This is a genomic window from Pyxidicoccus caerfyrddinensis (assembly GCF_010894405.1).
In the GTDB taxonomy this organism is placed as follows: domain Bacteria; phylum Myxococcota; class Myxococcia; order Myxococcales; family Myxococcaceae; genus Myxococcus; species Myxococcus caerfyrddinensis.
In genome coordinates, this window is the sequence record NZ_JAAIYA010000012.1 from 168,660 (window position 1) to 187,606 (window position 18,947).

Genomic DNA, 18,947 nt, shown 5'->3' on the forward strand with positions numbered 1-18,947 from the left:
GCTACTCGCCGACCGCCGAGTAGCGGTAGTCCTCGTCGAACTCGCGCTGGTTGCCAGCGCTCACGCTGGGGCACAGCTTCGCCACCGCGCGCTCGCCCTCGTCGGTGAGCGTGTTCCGGGTGAAGTCCAGGTGCTTGAGGTGGGCGAAGGCCGCCGCGCTCTCCGCGAGGATGCGCGCGCCCTCGTCGGACATCGTGCCTTGCGAGAGGTCCAGCCGCTCCAGTCGCGGCAGCACCTTCGTCTTCGGCAGCACCTTGCAGAGCTCGTCGACGAACTCCGCGTTGCACAGGCCCAGCGCCTTGAGGTTGGGCAGGCCCTTGCCGTCGAGGATGGGCTGGATGTCCTCCACGCCTCCCTCGCCGCCGTAGTTTTCCTGACCGAACCAGACCTCCAGCCGCTCCAGCTTCGGCCACTTCGCGGCGGCGATGGACTTCAACGCGGCCAGGGGCAGGCCGCCCGTCTCGATGGTGAACTCGCGCAGCTCCGGCAGGTCGATGTTCCCCAGCTCCGCGGAGCCGCCGCGCAGGCGCAGTGAGCGCAGGTTGGGGAGCAGCTTGAGGACGGGCGAGAGGTCATGGAGGTGGGACCAGGAGATCTCCGTGTCGTCCGGGTACTCGAAGTCGCCGATGAACAGGTCCTGCAGCGTCTTCGAGCCGCCCTGCTCGGTGAGCACCTCCGCGAGGCCCTCGATGACGTCGGCGTAGTCGTTCTCGTCATCGAAGTGCGCCATGCCGAGGGTGAGCCCGCGGATGAAGCGCGCCGACGGATGGGCGAGCAGCGTCTTCACCAGCTCCGCGATGTCGCGGTCGGAGTCGTAGTCCTTCTGTCCCACCCGCGCGGTCCGGATGAAGCCCAGGTGCCACTCCACCTTCAGCTCCTCCTCGTCCACCGCGTCTGCCAGGTCCCCGAGCAGCGCGTCCTTGAAGCTCTTGAGGTGCTTCGCAATCTGCTTCTTGAGGTTGGCGGCCTCGTCGCCGCTCGCCTGGAGCGCCGCGTGCTGGAGGGCGATGAGCTCACCGCGCGGGTCGCCCTGGCGCTGGAGCCAGTCGCCGTAGACGAGGTACGCGTCCGCGTTGTCCGGGTTGGAGAAGATGGTGGCCTCCAGCTCCGGGTTGGAGGCGCTCTCGCCCGCCTCGCCGTCACCGTCGTCACCGCCCTCGCCGTCGCCGACGAGCTCGTAGCCCTTCTTCTCCTTCTCGCGGACGAGCTTGTCGTACTCCTTCTTCGCGGTGGCCGTGTCGCTGAAGGACTGCGTCTTCTCCTGGCCGTCCGTGCCGATGCGGCCCCAGCGCGTGGTGAAAGAGGTCCCCGTGAGGGAGATCTCCCAGAACTTGTTGGAGCTGCCTTCCTTGAACTCGTACCGCGGCATGGACGTCCTCCGCGCGCCATCGTGGCGCGTCCCGGACCGGACGCTAGAGAAGGCTCCGCGCAAGCTCAAGCGTCGCGCCAGTCCAGGCCTCCCAGGGGGACTCGGGCGGGGTGCCCTCCGTGGGCCCGGGCACGCCGGCCTTGCCTCCCAGGACGCGCACGTAGGGGGACGGCCCGCTCAGGTCCACCACCTGGAGGCCCACCCGGGCGTCGGGTTCTAGCGTGTCATGCGAGGCCCGACGTGCCGCATCCACGAGGAGCACGTCCACCCGGGAGCGCTTCGTGGCCGCCGACGCCTCGGAGAGGACGGCGTCCAGGTCCGCGGCGGTGAGCACCTCGGCGGTGCCCCGCTCGCGCCACTCGCGCAGGAGCAACTCACACAGGCCGCGCTCCGCCTCCAGGGGGGACTGGCCCTTGTCGTCCTGGACGAAGACGACGCGGAAGCGGAGGTCCTCGGCCGTGAGCCACGTGGAGAGCCGGCGCACGAGGCACAGCACCTGCCCCAGCAACACCACGGCGCGCTGCCAGCGCACGCCCGCGTCCTTCACCCGCGCGTCCACCAGGCCCGGCAGCAGGGCGAAGGTGATGACGCGGCGCCGCCGCACCGCGACGCTCTCGTCGCGCGTGTAGTAGAGCAGCTCGCCCTCCACGTAGCGCACGTCGAACAGGTCCAGGGTGGGCTCGTCCTCCATGTAGACCAGCTCGGAGGTGACGAGGTTCTCCAGGCTGCCGACGTTGGACACGGATGCGAAGCCGCCCTGCGGGAAGGCGGCCTCGTCCTCCAGCGTCGTCGGGGTGGGACCGGAGGAGACGGGGCGCGCGCGCAGCTTCGGCGGCAGCGTGCGCGACAGCGCCTCCGCGGCCTCCACCGCCTGCTCCAGCGCGAGGCGCTGTGCCTTTCCCTGGAGGTGCTCCAGGTTCTCCAGCGTGAAGGCCTCCGTGTCGCCGAGGAGCGCCTGCGCCCGGCGGGCCGCGCTCGCCAGCGCCTCGTAGCCCTCGGCCAGCCGCTCCAGCGCGGCGCCGGCTCCGGGCTCGCGCAGCGCCGCGTAGCCCGCGTGCAGCAACTCGCCCGGAGGACGCTCCAGGACGCGTCGCGCCAGTGCCGGACTCAGGGCGGTGCCCCCCGTGAAGCCGAGCCGTGTCAGCACGCGCGCGGCGAGGAAGGCCACGCCGCGGGGGCGGAGCGGCTCGGGCAGACGGGCCAGGGCGGAGGACACGGCGTCCAGGTGGGGCTCGGCGGCCAGTCGCGCCAGCACGTGGTCGTCGTAGGCGCGCACGGCGGCGCGCAGCCGGGGCAGCGTGTCCGGGACGGGCAGGGTGGGGGAGAGCGGCACGCCCGCGACGAGCCGCCCGAGGTCGGCGACGAGGGCTGGAGGGGGCAGGTCCGGGAGCTCGGCGAGGGTGGCCAGCAGCCACGGGACGGAGGCCGTCAGCGACTCCGGGCTGGGGCCTTCCTGCCGGGCAAGGCACAGCCCGGCGCACAGCCACCGCTCCGCATCCTGGGGTCCTCGCAGCTCCGCGCTCATGGGTGTTCGTTCAGGTGGGGACGCGAGTCCCGGCCCCATCACACGCTCAGTGGGGGCGGCGCAGTCTATCAGCCGCACGCGGACCTTCGAGATGGCGATGGCGCGCGTGACACGGCGTCGGTGGCGGAACGGAATCTTCTGCTATGAAATGGCACGGGGACGGATGGTCCGACCCATCGCAGTGAGGGGCGCATGAGGAGTATCGCCGGTTGGTTTCTCGTCGTCTTCGGGCTCATCGGTTACGGCGCGGAAATCGACAACCTGCGCAAGGGCACGACGGACAACTCGGCCATGGGGTTCGTGCTCGCCACCCTCTCCCTCCTTGGAGGCGCGGCGCTCATCCGTGCCGCACGGCGCGCGAAGCTGCCGCCGGAGCTGCGGGAGCGGCTCGCCGTGGAACAGCTCCCCGCCAGGTCCCCTCGCGACCTCGAGAAGGCGGTCCTCGCCTGCGCCAAACAGCATGGTGGCCGCGTCACCATCGCCGAGGTCGCGACCGAGAGTGACCTCTCCTTCACCGAAGCCAAGGAGGTCCTCGAGGAGCTCTCGCGCGCGGGCGCCTGCACCGTCGACGTCACCGACGAAGGCGCCTTCATCTACGAGTTCCTCGGCCTGCTGCCTCGCGAAGCCAAACGCGAGGCTCTCGACGTCTGAGTCGATGGACCCCGGCGTCAGGTGAGCCCCAGCAGCCGGGGCACCTTCTCCTCCAGCAGGTCAATCTCCTCGCGGCTCTCGCCCAGGTAGGAGAGGAGCTGGAGGTCCTGCCGCTCCACCGCGCCGCCGTGGAAGATCCACGCGCGGGTGCGCAGCAGCCGGTAGAGCTTCACCAGCTTGCGGTCGCTGATGAAGACGCCGTCCTCGCGCGTCAGCGTCTGCACCACGCGGCGGAACTCGCGCAGCAGCTCGTCGCGGAAGAAGAGGTCGCGGTCTCGCAGCTCGCGCCCGTCCGGGCCTGTCTCGCGCTTGCCCATCATCAGCGTCAGGTAGCGGTGCGTCTTGAGCACGTCGTCCAGCGAGGCGTGCCCCTCCGCCCACGGCTTCTGGTTCATCTCGCGGTGGGTCTGCGAGTCCAGGCCGGAGTCGAGCAGCTCCAGGAAGTAGCGGTCCTGCACCGGGCGGCATGCGGCCTTGAGGCAGAAGCGGTCCTTGAGCGCGCCCAGCTCCGCGTGCTCGGGCAGCTCGTTGGTGGCGGCGAAGAGGACCTTCAGGCGCACCGGCTGGGGCGCGCCGTCCTGGTAGAACTTGCGCTCGTTGATGACAGTGAGCAGCGCGTTGAGGATGGCGGAGCTGGCCTTGAAGACCTCGTCCAGGAAGACGAGCCGCGCGGTGGGCAGCTTGCCGCCCTCGCGCCGGATGTAGCGACCCTGGCGGAGCAGGTTGATGTCGATGGGGCCCAGGACTTCCGACGGCTCGGTGAAGCGCGTCAGGAGGTACTCGAAGTAGTCCTCGTTGGGGATGCGCAGCGCGTCCCGGAACTTGAGCACCAGGTCCGACTTCGCGGTGCCCGGAGGGCCCACGAGCAGCAGCGGCTCCTGCGCCACCGCCGCCACGGTCATCAGGTCCACCAGGTCCTGCTTGCCCACGAAGTGCCGGCCCAGCGCGAGCCGGAAGCGGTTCAGCCGGTCGCGCAAGGCGTGGGCCTCGCGTGAGAGCGCGTCGAAGGACAGCTCGCTGATGGGGTCGACGGCGGGTGACGCTTCGCGCCGGGGCAGACTGCTCATGTTGTGCGCTCCTCCAGCTCCCGATGGATGCGCCGTCGCACCAGGAATTCGTCCTCGTCCAGCCAGCTCCGCGCCCGCTCACCGCTGCCCTGGCCCACTTCCACGTGGCCCAGCACCAGCGCGTCCGCGAGCTCCACCACGGAGAGGCAGAAGTGGCTGTTCGTGTTGTAGCTGTCCGTCACGTTCGGCAGTTGCTCCGACAGCCGCGCCAGCCCGGGCAGCGCGACGTCCACCGGCGCGTGCGCCAGCGCGCCCGCCAGGCTCCGCGTCAGCGCCAGCCGCTCCGGCAGCGCACCCTTCGCCGCGGAGAGCGAGTCGAAGGCCCGGTCGAACACGGGCAGGGCCTCCTCGGTGCGTCCCAGCATCGCCAGGCCCGCGGCCACGCCGAGCTGCGCCGGCAGCGGCGTCTTCGGCTTCGCGAGGAGCCCCTGCGTCGCGTCCACCAATTCGCGCGCCTCGCGGGACAGGCCCACCCGGCGCAGGCCGCGCAGGCTCACGCCCAGCAGGCCCTGACCCCACGCGGGGGACTCGGGAGGCAGCCCCGCCAGCACCTTGCGCAGGCGGCCCGCCAGCGCCGTCGCCCGGTCCGCCCGGCCGAAGAGGGCCGCGAGCGAGAGCGCGTCACCCAATAGCTGTCCCTGGACCTCGCCGGGGAGCCCTTCCAGCGCCCCCACCAGCCTGTCCAACAGCGGCAGCGCGCGCGCCGGGGGAAGCCGGGGGAGCGTGTCCAGCAGCCCTCCCAGCAGCCGCTGGCGCTCGGGAGCGGCCAGCTTCGGCGCGGTGGCGCGGGAGGTGAGCGCCTCCACCTCGGCCGCCACCTTGCCAGGGTCCCGGATGTCTCGCAGCGCCGCGAACTCCTCGCCGCGCAGGTCGCGTGCGCCGCGTCCGAAGGCCCGCGCGGGGTCCAGCCGCTCGCTGGGTTCCAGCAGCGCGGAGGACTGCCGCAGCCGGTCCACCTTGTACCGCTGGAAGGTGTTCAGCGCGTTCAGCTCCGCGGCGATGTCCGGCGGCAGCGGCGTCTCCGGTGCCTGTCCTTCCAACGCCTGTGCCACGCGCGCGCCGTAGGCCCGCGAGAGGAAGCCGTGGATGGGCTCCGTCGCGTCGAGTGCCTCCATCGCGGAGACCGCGAGCGCCCGAGCCCGGTCCGCCTGTCCCAGCCGCGCCAGCCCGCAGGCGAAGACGAAGCGGACGTAGGCCTGCGTGAGGACGGGCGGGGCCTCGATGGAGGAGCGGCGGCGCGTGGTGCGCTCGAAGCGCTCCTGCATGGCCTCCAGTTGCGCTCCCAGCCGGGGCGCGTGCGTCGCGTCGGTGCCGGCGCGCAGGAAGCGGGGCACGTCGCGCGCCAGGGAGAGTCCGCGCTGGAGCATCTCCAGCAGCCGGTCTCCCGCCCGCGCCAGCCCGAGCGGGTCTCCGCCCGCGAGCCGGTCCAGCGAGGCCCGCGCCAGCCACAGCGAGCGCACGTCGAGCGCTGCGTCGTGCCTGTCCAACCAGCGCTGGAGCGAGGGCACGTCACCGGGCGTCTGCCCTCCGGGCGCCAGCACCGCGCGCGCCAGGCTGCTGGCGAGCGCCCGCACGTCGTCGTCCGAGGGCGTCGCGCGCGAGAGCAGCTCGGCGGTGGAGGGCGCGCCGACCGTCTCGGCCTCGGCCCAGCGCGAGGCCAGCTCGGCGGCCTCGGGGCCCGCGCTCTCCCAGAGCGCCCGTGTCCAGCACAGGCCCGCGTCGCGCCTGCGCCCGAGCTGGCCATTCAGCTCCGCCATGCGGACCCAGAGCCGCCGCCGCTCGGCGGAGTCCGCCGGTGCGTCGAGCGCGAGGAAGGACTTCTCCAGCTTCGCCAGTTCCTGCTCCGCGGCGCCCAGCTGCGCGGGCGTGAGCGGGGCCAGCCTCGCGCCCGGGGTCGCCGCCTCCGTGGCGCGCCTCACGTTGCGGGTCGCCGCTTCAGCGGGCTCGGCCGGTTGCGGCGCGGCGACGCGGCGCGAGCGACGGGACGACCTGGCGTCCTTCTCGTCTTCCTCTTCAGCCTTCTCCGGGGCGGAGGACTGCCACTCGCCCGCGGCGGCCTCGAAGGCCTCGAAGTCGAACGTCACTCCGCGCACCCAGGGCACCAGCGCGGCGGTGCCCGTGTCCACCACGTAGTCCACCCAGGCGTCGAGCGGATGGAAGGCGGACTCGGGCAGGCGCTCGGCGCGGAATGCCCCGTTGCCCGTGGGGTGCAGCCACGTCACGGTGTCGCGCTCGGGGGTGAGCAGCGCGCGCAGCCTGTCGCGCCGCACGGGGGGCTCCAGCAACCCGTCACACGGCAGGTACAGGTCCGCGAGCTGCGGCAGCGGCGCGTAGGCCATGCCGGACAGGCCCAGCTCCGGTGGCCGCTCGCGGCCCGCCCTCGCCCGCAGGACGATGCACGGCGCGTCCGGCGGCCCGGCCACCGCGAAGCGGAGCTGGGCCAGCAGCGCCTCGGGCAGCGTGTGGACGAGCGACTCCACCTGGGCCCGCGCGTTGTCGCGGAGCACCCACAGGCTCGCGGGCTCCGTGCGCGCGGCGCGCGTGAGGCGCAGGGGCACCGAGAGTCGCCCGGGCGCGGCCTCGGCCTTCCATTCCTCCGCCGGCTCGGGGAGGCGCAGGTCGGTGAGCTGGTACAGGTCCGTCCACGGCCCGTCCGGCGCCGTCTGCCAGCGCCCGTCACCGGGAATGAGCAGCAGCGTCCCCTTCGCGGGCTGGAGCGTGCGCGCGAGCGGATGCGAGTGGCCCAGCTCCACCCAGACGGAGTGCTGTCCGGGCACCGCGGGTACGAAGGCGCGCAGGCCCCCCGTGTGGTCCAGCGCGCCGGTCAGGGTGAAGTACGGCGGCGCCACCGCGCGCAGCAGGGCCCTCCGGCTGTCGCCCCGGGCGCTTCCGGCGAGGCAGACCTCCTGCCTGTCACAGCCCAGCCGCAGCATCTCTCCCGCCAGGGGCAGCAGCGCGTTCGCGCTCGCCGGCACGAAGAGCACCGGGCCGCCGGGCGCCGCGTCGACGGGGATGCGGCGCGGGCGGAGCAGCTCCGCCCAGCAGAGCACCGGGGCCGCGCGGCCGGACTCCGCGTCCTCCACGCCGACGCCGAGCGAGGTCAGCCCCTTGAGCGCCGCCTTCGTGAGGGGCGACTCCGGGGTGACGTGGAGCGCACCCTCGGCGGTGCGGCGGTAGCGCGCCGGTGAGGCCTGCACTTCGGAAGGGACGAGTCCGGAGGTGAGCGCGAGCTGCAGCGCTTCCTCACTGGGGAAGACGAGCGTGGACATCAGGCCTTCTGGCCCACCTTTCCGGAAGTCTCCTCGGCCGAGGACGAGGGCTCCGCGGCCTGTCCGGCCGGAGTGTCGCGCTTGACGATGACGCGGCCCAGCTCGGAGGCCTTGAGCGTGCCGCCGGCGATGAGCTTGTCCACGAGGCGGCGGTGCTCCTCCTCGTGCTCCATGGGCAGCGCGTCCGAGTCGCTCTCGTACTGGATGACGACGTCCTTGCGGCCCGTCGCGGGGTCCACCTGGAGGCGGAGGATGAGGCTAGCCAAGGGCGGGCTCCTTCTTCTTCGGCGCTGCCGACGCGGGCGCCAGGTGGGTGAAGGCCTCGCGGTCCAACACCTTGCGTTCGATGAGCAAATCCCTCAGCGCCACGAGCCGGTCCTTCTCGCGGCGGAGGATGTCGCGGGCCCGGGCGCGCTGCACCTCCAGCACCTCCTGCACCGCGGCCTCCAGCGTGCCGCGCGTGGCGTCGGAGAGGGCGTGCCGCTCGGAGTTCCGTCCCGGCGCATCGAAGCGGCGCACCGGCACGCCGTCGCCGCCCATGCCCAGTTCCTCCACCAGCTCGCGCGCCATCTCCGTGGCGCGCTGCAAGTCGTGCGCGCTGCCCATGGAGAGGTCGTCCAGCAGCAGCGACTCCGCCTCGCGGCCGCCGAAGAGCATGCAGATGCTGTCGAGCATCTGCCCGCGCGTGACGACGTAGCGGTGCGCGGGGTCCGCGTACTGCACGAAGCCGAGCGAGCCCGCGAGGTCCCCGCGGATGCTGATGCGGTCGATGGCGGGCGCATGCGGGCAGAAGAGGGCGCACACCGCGTGGCCGGCCTCGTGCGTGGCCACCACCTTCTCCTCCAAGGGCGTGAGCTCCGGCCGGTCGAGGAAGTCCGTGAGGGCCTTCTCCACGTCCACCGCCTCGGTGGGCGCGTGCGAGCCCTCGCGCAGCCGCCGACGCGCGAGCGCCCGGCACAGCGCCTGGATGTGGTCACCGGAGAAGCGCGTGCCGGTGCCCTCCACCAGGTCACCCGTGCGCTTCACCGCGTAGTCCAGCGCGCGCTCCGTCATCCCCAGGCCCAGCTTCTTGTCGTAGATGGACAGGATGGCGCGGCGGTCCGCGCTGTTGGGGTAGGGGATGCACAGCTGGAACTCGAAGCGGCCGGGGCGCAGCAGCGCCGGGTCCAGCGACTCCACGAAGTTGGTGGTGCCCACCACGAAGACCAGCTCCTCCTTGCGGAAGCCGTCCATCTCCGTGAGGAGCTGGTTCACCATGGAGTGCTCCACGCCGGAGCCGGTGAAGGTGCCGCGCGCCGCCGCGAAGGAGTCCAGCTCGTCGAAGACGATGATGCTGGGCGCCGCCTGCCGGGCGCGGACGAAAATCTGGCGGAGGTTCTCCTCGCTCTCGCCCACCCAGCGGCTCTTCAGCTCCGGACCGCTCACCACCTGCACCGCCGCGCCGAGCGACGAGGCCATGGCCTTGGCGAACAGCGTCTTGCCCGTGCCCGGTGGGCCCCAGAAAATCATCCCGCGCGGCAGCAGCGCCTCCACGCGCTTCACCGCCTCCGGGTCGTTCAGCGTGTCCTTGTGCGCGAGCACGTCCAGGATTTCCTGCTGGAGCCGCTGCTTCACCTTGGCGTAGCCGCCGATGTCCGCGTTCAGGTCCATGTCCGGCACGCTCAGGTTGCCGCTGAGTGTGGCGGAGCGGAGCTGCGCGTACGCGGGCCTCGGGTCCGCGGGGTAGTCCTCGCCGGTAATCGCGCCGAGCAGCCGGCGCAGGCGCACGGCGTTGACGCCGGAGACGTGCTTGTAGAGCGCGTAGGGCTGGAGGCCCCGGCCGAACTTGCGGCTCTCGCGCTGGGTGATGAGGTAGCGGAGCCTGTCGCGGCTCACCCCGAGGATGCTCTCCTTGTGCGGGAAGAGGTTCTCGATGACGCGCGGCACGGGGAAGGACGGGTCCTTGAAGCCGACCCAGACCATCTCCGGGTTCTCGTACAGGAGGGGGATGACCTCGCGCGCCTCGGAGGTGAGGCCGCCGCTGCTGGTGGTGAGCAGGTCCAGGTGGGGCAGCACGACGATGCGCTCGCGCACGGCGCCGCGCACCGCGTCCCGGAGCTGGCCGATGAGCGTGGCCATCATGCTCGGCGCGGGCATGCCCGGAGGCGGCTCCTGCGCGGCGCGGCCGTCCAGGTAGAGGAACTGCTTGCCGTCCTTCTTCAGCCTGTCGCGCAGGCACTTGTAGAAGAAGGGCGTCAGCTCCTTGTCGGCCTCAATCATCACCGGCAGCCCGCGCAGCAGCGCCTCGCTGACGCGGTTCAGCTCGGCGGGGTAGGCGGCCTCGACGGCGGCGAACGGAGACAGCTCGGTGGGGAGCGTGTCCTCGGCGATACGCTGGCTCATACGCGGACCTTGATGGTGAGCGAGCCGGTGGCCGCGTCCTCGTGAATCTCCTCCACGGTGCCGAGCTGCCCCGCTCGCACCTTCAGCGCGTCGGCCGTCACCTTGTTCGACACGGCGTCCAGCTCCGACTTGAGGTCCCTCAGCCGGCCCTCGAGGCGGCGTGTCACCTGCTCGCGCAGGCGCTCGGAGGCGTCCTTCGCCTCGTCCTCCAGGCGGCTTCGCGCCTTCTCCCGCGCCTTGACCTCGGCCTCCTTCATGTCGCCGGGATTGGCCACGGTCAGCTCGCCCCGGGCCGTCAGCTTCACGTCGGCCTGGTCGGCGAGGGTGATGCTGACGTCTCCGGTGGTGACGTCCACGGCGATGCGCACGCCGTCCGACTCCGTGCGCACCGCCACGTCGCCGTCACGGGTGAAGCCACGGCCCTCCAGCTCCGCCGCGAGCAGGCCGGCCAGCTCCTCGCGGGACAGCAGGGGGAGCAGCTCCAGCTTGGAGCAGAGGCCATCCTCGGCCTGCACCACGCGGTTGAGGGACTCGGAGACGGAGACTCGGTAGGCGCGGCTCATGGGGCGCTCCCGGCAGAGGAAGGGGGAAGGGTAGCTGGAATCGCGCTGGCGGTCGTGAGGGACGAGGACAGCTCCCGCTCCAGGTCCGCGGCGCGGCGGAAGCCGGCCTCGCCGAAGGCGCTCCACTCGGAGAGCAGGAGCTGGGCGGCGTCATAGCCGTCGTCGAAGAAGCGCACCGCGCGGTGGTCCGCGTCCCAGCGCGCGAGCCGGCCCAGCGCGCGGAGATAGCCCCCCGCCGCACGGGCGGCCGCGGCGCGCAGGCCCAGGGACGCGGTGAGGGACAGGCCCTCCACCCAGCGAGACGCGGGCTGCTCCAGCAGGGGGCGTCCGGCCTCCAGCAGGAAGCCGGCGAGGTCTCGACGTCCGGCGGCGTCCACGGCGTCGAGGAACGCGGACAGCACGGCCTCCTGCGCGGTGCCCCGGGCCACCAGCGCCTCGGGCTCGTGGATGAAGCGCTTGGACTCCTCGAGGCGGCGCCAGCGGTGCGCGAGCTCCACGCGCAGGGCCTCCAGCAGCCAGCCGCCGTCCGCGAGCAGCGGCGCGAAGGAGGCGGAGGTGAGCTTCGGAGTCGCGGCGCCGAACAACTCGGGGACGCCGAGCCAGCAGAGGACGGAGCGCCGGAAGAGGGCCTGCTCGCCCACGGCCTTCGCGCAGGGCGTGCCGGCCACGAGGCGGCCGCAGAGGAAGAGGAAGAGCTCGTCCGCGAGCGTGAGGCCACCTTCGACGTCGAGCGACTTGCACCCGTGCTTCACGAGCGGCTGCTCCAGCATCCAGCGCAGCGTCTGGAAGCACAGGGCGGAGAAGTGGAGCGCGGGCGGCGGGTGCCGCTCCCAGAGCCGGGCGGAGCGCTCCTGCCCGCCGTCGAGGTAGCGCTGCCCGCGCCAGCCACCGCAGCGGGCGAGGGTGAGGACGGCGCCCTTGGAGAGGGTGTCGCGCAGGGCGTGCATCGCACCGGGGCTGAGGCGCTCGGGGACGGTGGTGTGCCTGTCGCGGAGGAGGTCCTCGACGGGGGTGTACTGTCCCAGGCCGATGATGGCGCGGGCGAGCGTGAGCAATTCGTGCTCGGCGGTGGAGACGCGAATCATGGACGGAGCCGGTTGGCGAGCTCGGGCCAGCCGTTGATGACGAGCTTCCCCTCGACGAGGTGCATCTCCGCCGTGTTGGGGGCGGTGAATTGGGGCTCGTCCGGGAAGTAGCGCCCGGTGAGGAAGTGCATGACCTGGTTGCGCGAGCCAATCCAGCGCCGCTGCGTCTCCGGTTGGTCCTTCTCGAAGCGGCCGTCCACCAGCAGGTCCACGGTGCGCAGCAGGCGCTCCACGTCGGGGTTTGCCTGGGCCTCGAGCTCCGCGAGCGTGTGGCCGGTGAAGACCATGACGCTCAAGCCCGCGGCGCGGACGCGCTCGCAGAGGTCGGCGGCGGGGCCGGCCTGGGCGGTGGGCTCGCCGCCCAGGAGGCTGAGGCCCTCGATGCCGGGGATGGCGAGGATGCGCGCGGCGAGGGACTCCACCGTCATCACGGTGCCGCGCTCGAAGGCGAACATCTCCGGGTTGCAGCAGCCCGGGCAGCGCAGGGCACAGCCCTGGACCCAGATGGAGAAGCGCACGCCCGGCCCTTCCGCCTCGGTGCGCGGGACGACCTGCGCCACCCGGAGCACGGGGCCGCTGTCGGGAGTGGGAGAGGTGCCGTGGGCCGGGGACATGGGCGTCTCCGCAGCATGCCAGGAGCGGCCCCGTCCGGGGGAGGGGCGTGTGGCTTCTTCGACTGCCGGAGTCTGCGAATACGCCGCAAGTCGTGCGCCGTGTCGGAGAAGGGCGCCTGCTCGGCAGGATGATGGGCTGGCGTGCGGCAGTTGTATATTCGATTGCACGATGACTGCCCGACGCGCCTACGGCGCCACGCCCTTCAACACCCCCGGACAGTTCGCCGGAGTCGACTTCTCTCCCGATTCGCGCCTGCTGTGGGCCGTCCTTCCTGGCAGTGCCACCTCCCGCCTGGTGTCCTTCGACGTGGCGAGTGGCGCGCGGGTCGAGCAGCGGGAAGTCGATGGCAGCGTGCGCGTGGTCCACTCGCTGCCGGGGGGCGATGTCCTGCTCGGGGGCTGGGGGCTCATCCGTCGCAGCTCCGCCAGGGGCAAGCCGGCGTGGACGCTCACGGGCCCGCAGGCTCTCCATCTGGCCGCGATGAACCGGGACCGGTCCCTGTTCGTCAGCATCGAAGGCCCCAGGGCGCAGGTTCGTGATGCCAGACGCTCCACCGTCCTCCACGAGCTCGAGGAGACTGACGGAGACCTCTACGCCGTCGCGTTCAGCGCGGACGGAGCGCTCCTGGCGACCGGGTCATCGAAGGGGACGGTCCGGCTGTTCGACGCACATACCGGCGAGGAGCGGGCAAAGCGCAAGAGCAACAAGGTCCTCGCCCTCGCGTTCTCTCCCTCGGGAGAGCACCTGCTCGTCGGCCACGGCACCGGGAAGGTGGAGCTGTGGGCCGTGAAGGGCTTCAAGCCGGTGTCGCACTTCGTGGCCCGTCACACGTTCAAGGTGGGGGGCAACGCCGGCTGCCGCTGGGTCGCCTTCTCCGCGGATGGCACGCGCGCGTTCTCGCTCGGCAATGAGCACCGGCTGCGCTCGTGGAGTGTCCCGGACGGCGACGAGGGGCCGGCCATCGACGTGCCCAAACGGCACGCACAGGGCTCAGTCACCGCGCTCTCTCCGGATGGCCAGTGGCTCGCCACCGGCTCTACCTCGGGCGCGCTGAGCGTGTGGTCGGCGGTGGATGGCGCATCGCGAGTCGGGGAGGCCGCGCCGTCGCCGATTCTCGGACTGGCCCTCACCCCGAGCTCCGTCGTCGCCACGTCGAGCTCCTCCTGTGTGTCGTGGAAGCTCGACACCGGGAAGCGGACGGAGATTGAAGCGGGGTTTCCTCCCACGGACGCGAAGGGCCTGTCGTCCGGTGTGCTGGTGCGGCTCGACTACGATTCCATCTTCGTCGGGAAGTCGCTCGACGCGGGGGTGGGCGAGGCCTTCCAGCTCTCCAGCTACGCCTCGGGTCCGCTCGCCATCTCCCGGGACGAGACGCTGCTCGCCGCGCCGGCCCAGGGAACCGTCCAGGTGTGGGCGCTGAAGCGCGGTCTCCTCAAGGCGGACCTCCTGCACAAGGCGCAGGTGCAGGCCTGTGCCTTCGGCCCGAAGGACGCGTGGCTGGTCACCGCAGACAACGCGCTGCACCTGTGGCGGCTGGGGAAGACGCCGGAGCTGATACGCGACCTCGCCCTGGGAGACGCCGCGTCCGGTGTGAGCGTGCAGGGGCTGGCCGTCTCGCCGCGTGGCTGGATTGCGGTCAGCGTGGCCGACAGCGAGCGCGACGATGCGGAATGCGCGCTGCTCCTCGTGGACCCGCGCAGCGGCGAGACGGTGAGCCGGCTCGAACGCCACGACGCCTGCCTGGGACAGCTGGCCTTCGTGGGGGATGCGCGCGTCGCGGTGGCGGACTCGCTGGGGCGGCTGCTCATCGCGGACGTCGCTGACCCGGCGAAGGCGCGCTGGCTCGAACCCGACACGGAGGATGCGCGGTCCGAGGCGCTGGTGAATGAGTCGAGGCCCATCGCGAGGCTCGGTGATGCGGTGGCCTGGGTGGGCCCGGATGGCAGCGTGGTGGTGGAGACCCTGAAGGCGGTGAAGGTCTCCGACGAAGTCCCCTTCCTGCTCGAAGCGGAGACCGGTGCCGCGCCCACGGGCGGAAAGGGCCGGAAGGCGAAGAACGTGGCGATGGGCAGGCCCGCCGGCCTGTTCGAGAAGCGCTTCGCGGGCGCGCGCTTTCTCTTCGCCGGTCGCTTCAAGGAGGCGAAGCCCGTGTTCCGCGAGCAGTTGCTGAAAGAACTTGGGGCGGACGTCTCCGGCAGAGCCGATGCGAAGGTCACGCACCTGGTGATGGGGGAGGGGGCCTCGGCCAGCGTGGCGTCGGAGCTGAAGTCCAAGGGCGCGGAGTTCACACAGCTCTTCGAGCAGGAGCTCATGAAGCTCCTGCTGCCCACGCGGGAGGAGGCCGTCGCGATGCTCCGCAACGAGGTGAAGGGCGGCACGGAGCGGTGGAACTCCTGGCGCAAGCGCTACATGGCCGTCCACGGCGAGCAATTCCCCGTGCCGCTCCAGGGCGTCGACCTGGCGGGGCTCGACCTGAGCGGGTACCAGCTGCTGGTGTTGGACTTCACCGAGGCCCGGCTCCCCGGTACGGACTTCTCGAAGGTGTACCTGTTCGACACCGTCTTCCGGCGCGCGGACCTGCGCGAGGCGAACTTCTCCAGAGCGGATTGCGGCCGGACGGTGTTCACCGGAGCGAACCTGCGAGGGGCCCGCTTCGATGGCGCGGACCTGGCCACCAGCCGCTTCGACGGCGCGGACCTGCACGGCGTCGACTTCTCGAAGGCCCGGTTGACGTATGCAGACTTCCGTGGCGCGGACCTGCGCGAAGTGCGGCTGCCCTCCAAGCTGAAGGACGTGAAGCACGACGCGAAGACCCGGTGGCCCAGGGGCTTCAAGCCGTAGCGCCACTGCGTCCCGGAGGCGAGGCTGGGGCGGGCGACGAAGGCCCTTCGATTAGCGCCCGCCGGGTTTCCTGAGTCCCTCGGCGGGCACGTCTCGCGCCGCGGAGGTATCGCGGAACATGGGCAGCTGCGCGGGCAGTGCTCCACGCACCACGTCCCGCGCCCGGCCCCCAAGCCGCAGGTCCAGCTTCACCGCCACGGGCACATCCGCCTTGCACTTCGGGCAGCGCGAGGCCTCTTGCCGGATGGACGCTCCGCACCCCGCCGGGCATGGCCGCCGCGAGCGCGCCTCCATCCGCCGGGCCACCATGCCCGCCGCCACACAGCCCACGGTGAAGATACCCACGAGCGCCAGGGCCAGCGGTGCCCAGAGGATGGCTGCCGCGGCCACGCCCAGGCCCAGGAAGTCCTCCGCGCGCATCAGCCACCGGTACGGGTGGAACAGCTCGGACTCCAGTTGATCCACGCTCTGCTGCAGCCGCTGCCGCATCGACAGCGTGGCCACCGCGATGCCCGCGCCCACGGCGCCCACCGCCCACGGAGACAGCTGTCCCGTCTGCACGCCCATCGACGCGAGCGCCACCATCGCCCCGCTCCCGGCGCTCAGCGCGAGCTGCGCCGACCCCAGGAACATGCGCAGGTCCCCGTCCCGCTGGGTGTACATCTCGAAGGCGAGCAGAGTGACGAAGATGCCCATCGCCTCGGGGGTGGCCATCCAGGCCATGTCCGCGGGCAGCACGAGGAAGCGGAAGTGCGCGGCCAGCGCCAGCAGCAGCAGGCTTCCTCCCGCGCGCGTGCCGGATGCGCTGCTCAGCCCGATGAGCTGTGAAATCAGTGCGAACGAGAGCATGGCTCAGCTCCCCACCGGGGCAGCGAGGAACGACTGGAGGAGCCCCAGCTTCTGGAACACCCACCACAGCAGCGCCACCGAGGCGGCCGTGAAGGCGAGCAGCGTCAGCAGGAAGCCCACGAGCAGCGCCACCTCCCAGCCCGCCAGGGGGATGCCCCGGGCCTCGCGCTCCGTCTGCCAGCCCAGATAGCGGCGCGCGAAGATGCCGGCGGCGGCGACCTGGCCCGTGCTCAGCACCACCTTGGCCAGGGCTCCGAAGCCGGGGACGAACGTGAGCAGCTCACACAGCATGATGGACGCCGCGAGGAAACACGCCGCCGCCAGACGCAACGTCAGGCGCGACACCTGCCGGCGCTGGGGCGTGAGCAGCTGGAGCGCCGGCTGCACGAGCGTCGCGCGAATCCAGAAGAGCGCGGCCAGCAGCAGCAGGGACGTGAGCAGCGGGAACCAGCTCGCCGCCAGGCTGGCCACGGCGACCACGGCCACCGCGACCCACAGCCGCGCCGAGGCGCGCTCGGAGGCCAATTGGTGCAGCATCTCCCGGTCCGCAGGGCTCGGGAGCGTCTGTTCGCCGCACCCGGGACACGGCCTGCCTCGCAGCACGGCGCCGCCCGGGATTTTCTCGGCGCAGCGGCGGCAGCGGCCGCCCAACAGCAGCGCGAGCTCGTGCTCCTCGCCGCCGGAGACCGCGGTGGCACTCATCGTCACGGTGACTTCCCCCTCAATTCCAGCGCCTGCGAGGTGTAAACGCTACTGGCGGGGGATTGTCTCTCCAATGGGACACCCCGGCTGCCCCACCCACGCCGGGTGTCGGAAGCCCCGCCCGGTGAAGCGCGCCCTCACCCGGCGCGCGAGTGATAGGTGCTGAATCCTCTTTCGCGGCAATTTCCCGTCAGAGCTTCATCTTTGAAGTAGAGTACGTCAGCCATGACGCGGCCTGTGTCCGCCTACGCTCCTCGAAGCGAGCGCAAGCCGTTGTACGTGAAGGTGGTGACGCAGCCCGCGCTCCATGGGTGCTGGGCCGTCAACATCAGCGACACGGGCATTGGCCTCGTTGCCACTCCGCGTGACGTCTCGGAGGGGCCGCGCGAGGGCGAGGAGGTGGAACTGTCCTTCTCGCTGCCCGACTCGGGAGAGCACATCCGCGTGCTCGGGGACGTGCGGTGGCGGCATGACGCGTCCGGGATGGTGACGTCGCTCGGGGTGGTGTTCCGCGCCTTCGAGGGCTCGGACCGCGTGAAGCTGGCGCGCTACCTCACCACCACGCACATCCAGGTGGTGGTGGCGTTCGCCAGCGAGCTGGAGGCCCGCGGGGTGCGCGCGGCGATGGAAGGGCAGGCCACGCCCCACTTCGCCTCCCACGTCGACGAGGTCCACACGCTGCTGACGCGAGGCGATGCCGCCGCGCTGCTGGTGTGCGGGCACGACGAGGAGCAGGCGCTGGCGCTGGTGCAGTCGCTGGCCCTGCGCCGCGCGGAGCTGGATGTGTCCGGTGGCGGGCCGCCGAGCGACCTCGCCTCGCGCATCGTCTACTGCGCGCCCGCCGCCCCGGAGCGGCTGGTGGCCCTCTTCAACGCCGGCCGCATCTTCCGCGCCCCCGGGCCCCACCCCACGCCGGAGGCGCTGCGCCAGGCGGTGCTGGATGCGGGGCGCGAACACGGCGTGCGCACCGAGCAGTGGCGCATGGCGCTGGAATTGGAGCGCAACCTGCTGCGCGAGCGGGCGCTGAGCCAGGCGCTCCCAGCGGCCCCGGGCGGCCGGGGCGCGGACGAGGTGGGCTTTCGCAGCGGGGCCATGCAGCGGGTGATGGAGATGGTGCGCCTGGTGGCGCCCCACCGCGTGGCGGTGCTGCTGCAGGGCGAGACGGGCACCGGCAAGGAGGTGCTGGCGCGCATCCTCCACCGGCTCAGCGGGCGCGGGGACGTGTCGCTGGTGGCGCAGGACTGCGGTGCGCTGTCGGAGACGCTGCTGGAGAGCGAGCTGTTCGGCCACGTGAAGGGCGCCTTCACCGGCGCGGTGGCGGACCACCCGGGCCTGTTCGTGCTCGCCAACGGCGGCACCATCTTCCTGGACGAAATCGAGAACACCACCCCCAACCTCCAGGCGAAGCTCCTGCGCGTGCTGGAGACGGGGGACGTGCGCCCGGTGGGTGGTCCCCAGGTGCGCCACGTGGACGTGCGCGTGGTGGCCGCCAGCAACAAGGACCTGGGCGAGGAGGTGCGCGCCGGCCGCTTCCGCGCGGACCTCTTCTACCGGCTCAACAGCTTCACCATCGACATCCCGCCCCTGCGGGACCGGCCCGAGGACGTGCCCGAGCTGGCGCGCTACTTCCTGGAGCTGTTCAACCGCGTCCTCAAGCGCTCCGCCAGCGGCATCGCTCCAGACGCGGAGGACGCGCTCCGCGCCCATGCGTGGCCGGGCAACGTGCGCGAGTTGCGCAACGTCATGGAGCGCGCCGTGCTCCTGTCCCGCCCGGGCGAGGTGGTGACGCAGCGGCTCCTACCGCCGGTGCTGGGCGCCACGGTGCCGGTGCGCAACGAGCACGCCGGGGACGGCTCGCTGCGCGCGCGGCTGGAGCGGGTGGAGCGCGAGCTCATCCGCGAGGCGCTGGAGCGCCACGGCGGTGTACTGCGGCGCGCGGCTGTGGCGCTGGGCATGGACCCGGTGACGCTGGGCCGCAGGGCCCGGCGCCACGGCCTCTGGAAGGCGGACTAGCTTTCCGCCCTCGTCG

14 protein-coding genes are annotated in these 18,947 nt (G+C 72.0%); 3 read left to right on the forward strand and 11 right to left on the reverse strand.

Annotation, left to right across the window (positions count from 1 at the left end; translation table 11 throughout):
- Window position 1 precedes the first annotated feature (1 nt).
- Window positions 2-1,369: a WGR domain-containing protein gene (locus G4D86_RS28300; RefSeq protein ID WP_163997171.1), complete on the reverse strand. Its 1,368-nt coding sequence runs from the start codon at window positions 1,367-1,369 to the stop codon at window positions 2-4.
- A 43-nt stretch (window positions 1,370-1,412) separates the two neighbouring features.
- Entirely contained in the window at window positions 1,413-2,894 is a 1,482-nt protein-coding gene (locus tag G4D86_RS28305) for a hypothetical protein (RefSeq protein WP_163997172.1), read from the reverse strand.
- A gap of 192 nt (window positions 2,895-3,086) precedes the next feature.
- Here G4D86_RS28305 and G4D86_RS28310 point away from each other — a divergent pair, with 192 nt between their 5' ends.
- Entirely contained in the window at window positions 3,087-3,545 is a 459-nt protein-coding gene (locus G4D86_RS28310; RefSeq protein WP_163997173.1) for a hypothetical protein, read from the forward strand.
- A gap of 17 nt (window positions 3,546-3,562) precedes the next feature.
- Here G4D86_RS28310 and G4D86_RS28315 read toward each other — a convergent pair whose 3' ends face one another.
- Genes G4D86_RS28315 through G4D86_RS28345 form a run of 7 tightly spaced genes read right to left on the reverse strand, consistent with a single transcriptional unit; the run spans window position 3,563 to window position 12,525 of the window.
- Window positions 3,563-4,612, reverse strand: a complete 1,050-nt coding sequence (locus G4D86_RS28315) for an AAA family ATPase (protein ID WP_163997174.1) — start codon at window positions 4,610-4,612, stop codon at window positions 3,563-3,565.
- Window positions 4,609-7,881, reverse strand: a complete 3,273-nt coding sequence (locus tag G4D86_RS28320) for a hypothetical protein (RefSeq protein ID WP_163997175.1) — start codon at window positions 7,879-7,881, stop codon at window positions 4,609-4,611. The genes G4D86_RS28315 and G4D86_RS28320 overlap by 4 nt, the downstream gene beginning before the upstream one ends.
- Window positions 7,881-8,147, reverse strand: a complete 267-nt coding sequence (locus G4D86_RS28325; protein WP_163997176.1) for a hypothetical protein — start codon at window positions 8,145-8,147, stop codon at window positions 7,881-7,883. Before G4D86_RS28325 ends, G4D86_RS28320 begins: the two co-directional genes overlap by 1 nt.
- Window positions 8,140-10,263, reverse strand: a complete 2,124-nt coding sequence (locus G4D86_RS28330; protein ID WP_163997177.1) for an AAA family ATPase — start codon at window positions 10,261-10,263, stop codon at window positions 8,140-8,142. Before G4D86_RS28330 ends, G4D86_RS28325 begins: the two co-directional genes overlap by 8 nt.
- Window positions 10,260-10,826 (reverse strand): hypothetical protein, encoded by a 567-nt coding sequence (locus G4D86_RS28335; protein ID WP_163997178.1) that lies wholly within the window; start codon window positions 10,824-10,826, stop codon window positions 10,260-10,262. The genes G4D86_RS28330 and G4D86_RS28335 overlap by 4 nt, the downstream gene beginning before the upstream one ends.
- Window positions 10,823-11,911 carry a hypothetical protein gene (locus G4D86_RS28340; protein ID WP_163997179.1) on the reverse strand — a complete coding sequence of 363 codons (1,089 nt, stop codon included), beginning with the start codon at window positions 11,909-11,911 and terminating at the stop codon, window positions 10,823-10,825. The genes G4D86_RS28335 and G4D86_RS28340 overlap by 4 nt, the downstream gene beginning before the upstream one ends.
- Complete coding sequence (locus G4D86_RS28345) at window positions 11,908-12,525, reverse strand: 4Fe-4S single cluster domain-containing protein (protein ID WP_163997180.1); 618 nt, start codon at window positions 12,523-12,525, stop codon at window positions 11,908-11,910. Before G4D86_RS28345 ends, G4D86_RS28340 begins: the two co-directional genes overlap by 4 nt.
- A 169-nt stretch (window positions 12,526-12,694) precedes the next feature.
- Here G4D86_RS28345 and G4D86_RS28350 point away from each other — a divergent pair, with 169 nt between their 5' ends.
- Window positions 12,695-15,367 (forward strand): pentapeptide repeat-containing protein, encoded by a 2,673-nt coding sequence (locus tag G4D86_RS28350; RefSeq protein WP_163997181.1) that lies wholly within the window; start codon window positions 12,695-12,697, stop codon window positions 15,365-15,367.
- 51 nt (window positions 15,368-15,418) lie between these two features.
- On the opposite strand, the gene G4D86_RS28355 is transcribed toward G4D86_RS28350, so the two are convergent.
- Window positions 15,419-16,216 carry a DUF4126 domain-containing protein gene (locus G4D86_RS28355; protein ID WP_163997182.1) on the reverse strand — a complete coding sequence of 266 codons (798 nt, stop codon included), beginning with the start codon at window positions 16,214-16,216 and terminating at the stop codon, window positions 15,419-15,421.
- A 3-nt stretch (window positions 16,217-16,219) separates the two neighbouring features.
- Entirely contained in the window at window positions 16,220-16,918 is a 699-nt protein-coding gene (locus tag G4D86_RS28360; protein WP_163997183.1) for a hypothetical protein, read from the reverse strand.
- 225 nt (window positions 16,919-17,143) lie between these two features.
- On the opposite strand from G4D86_RS28360, the gene G4D86_RS28365 reads away from it, so the two are divergent.
- Window positions 17,144-18,931, forward strand: coding sequence for a sigma 54-interacting transcriptional regulator (locus G4D86_RS28365; RefSeq protein ID WP_205519774.1), 1,788 nt, complete (start codon window positions 17,144-17,146; stop codon window positions 18,929-18,931).
- Window positions 18,932-18,947: the final 16 nt, after the last annotated feature.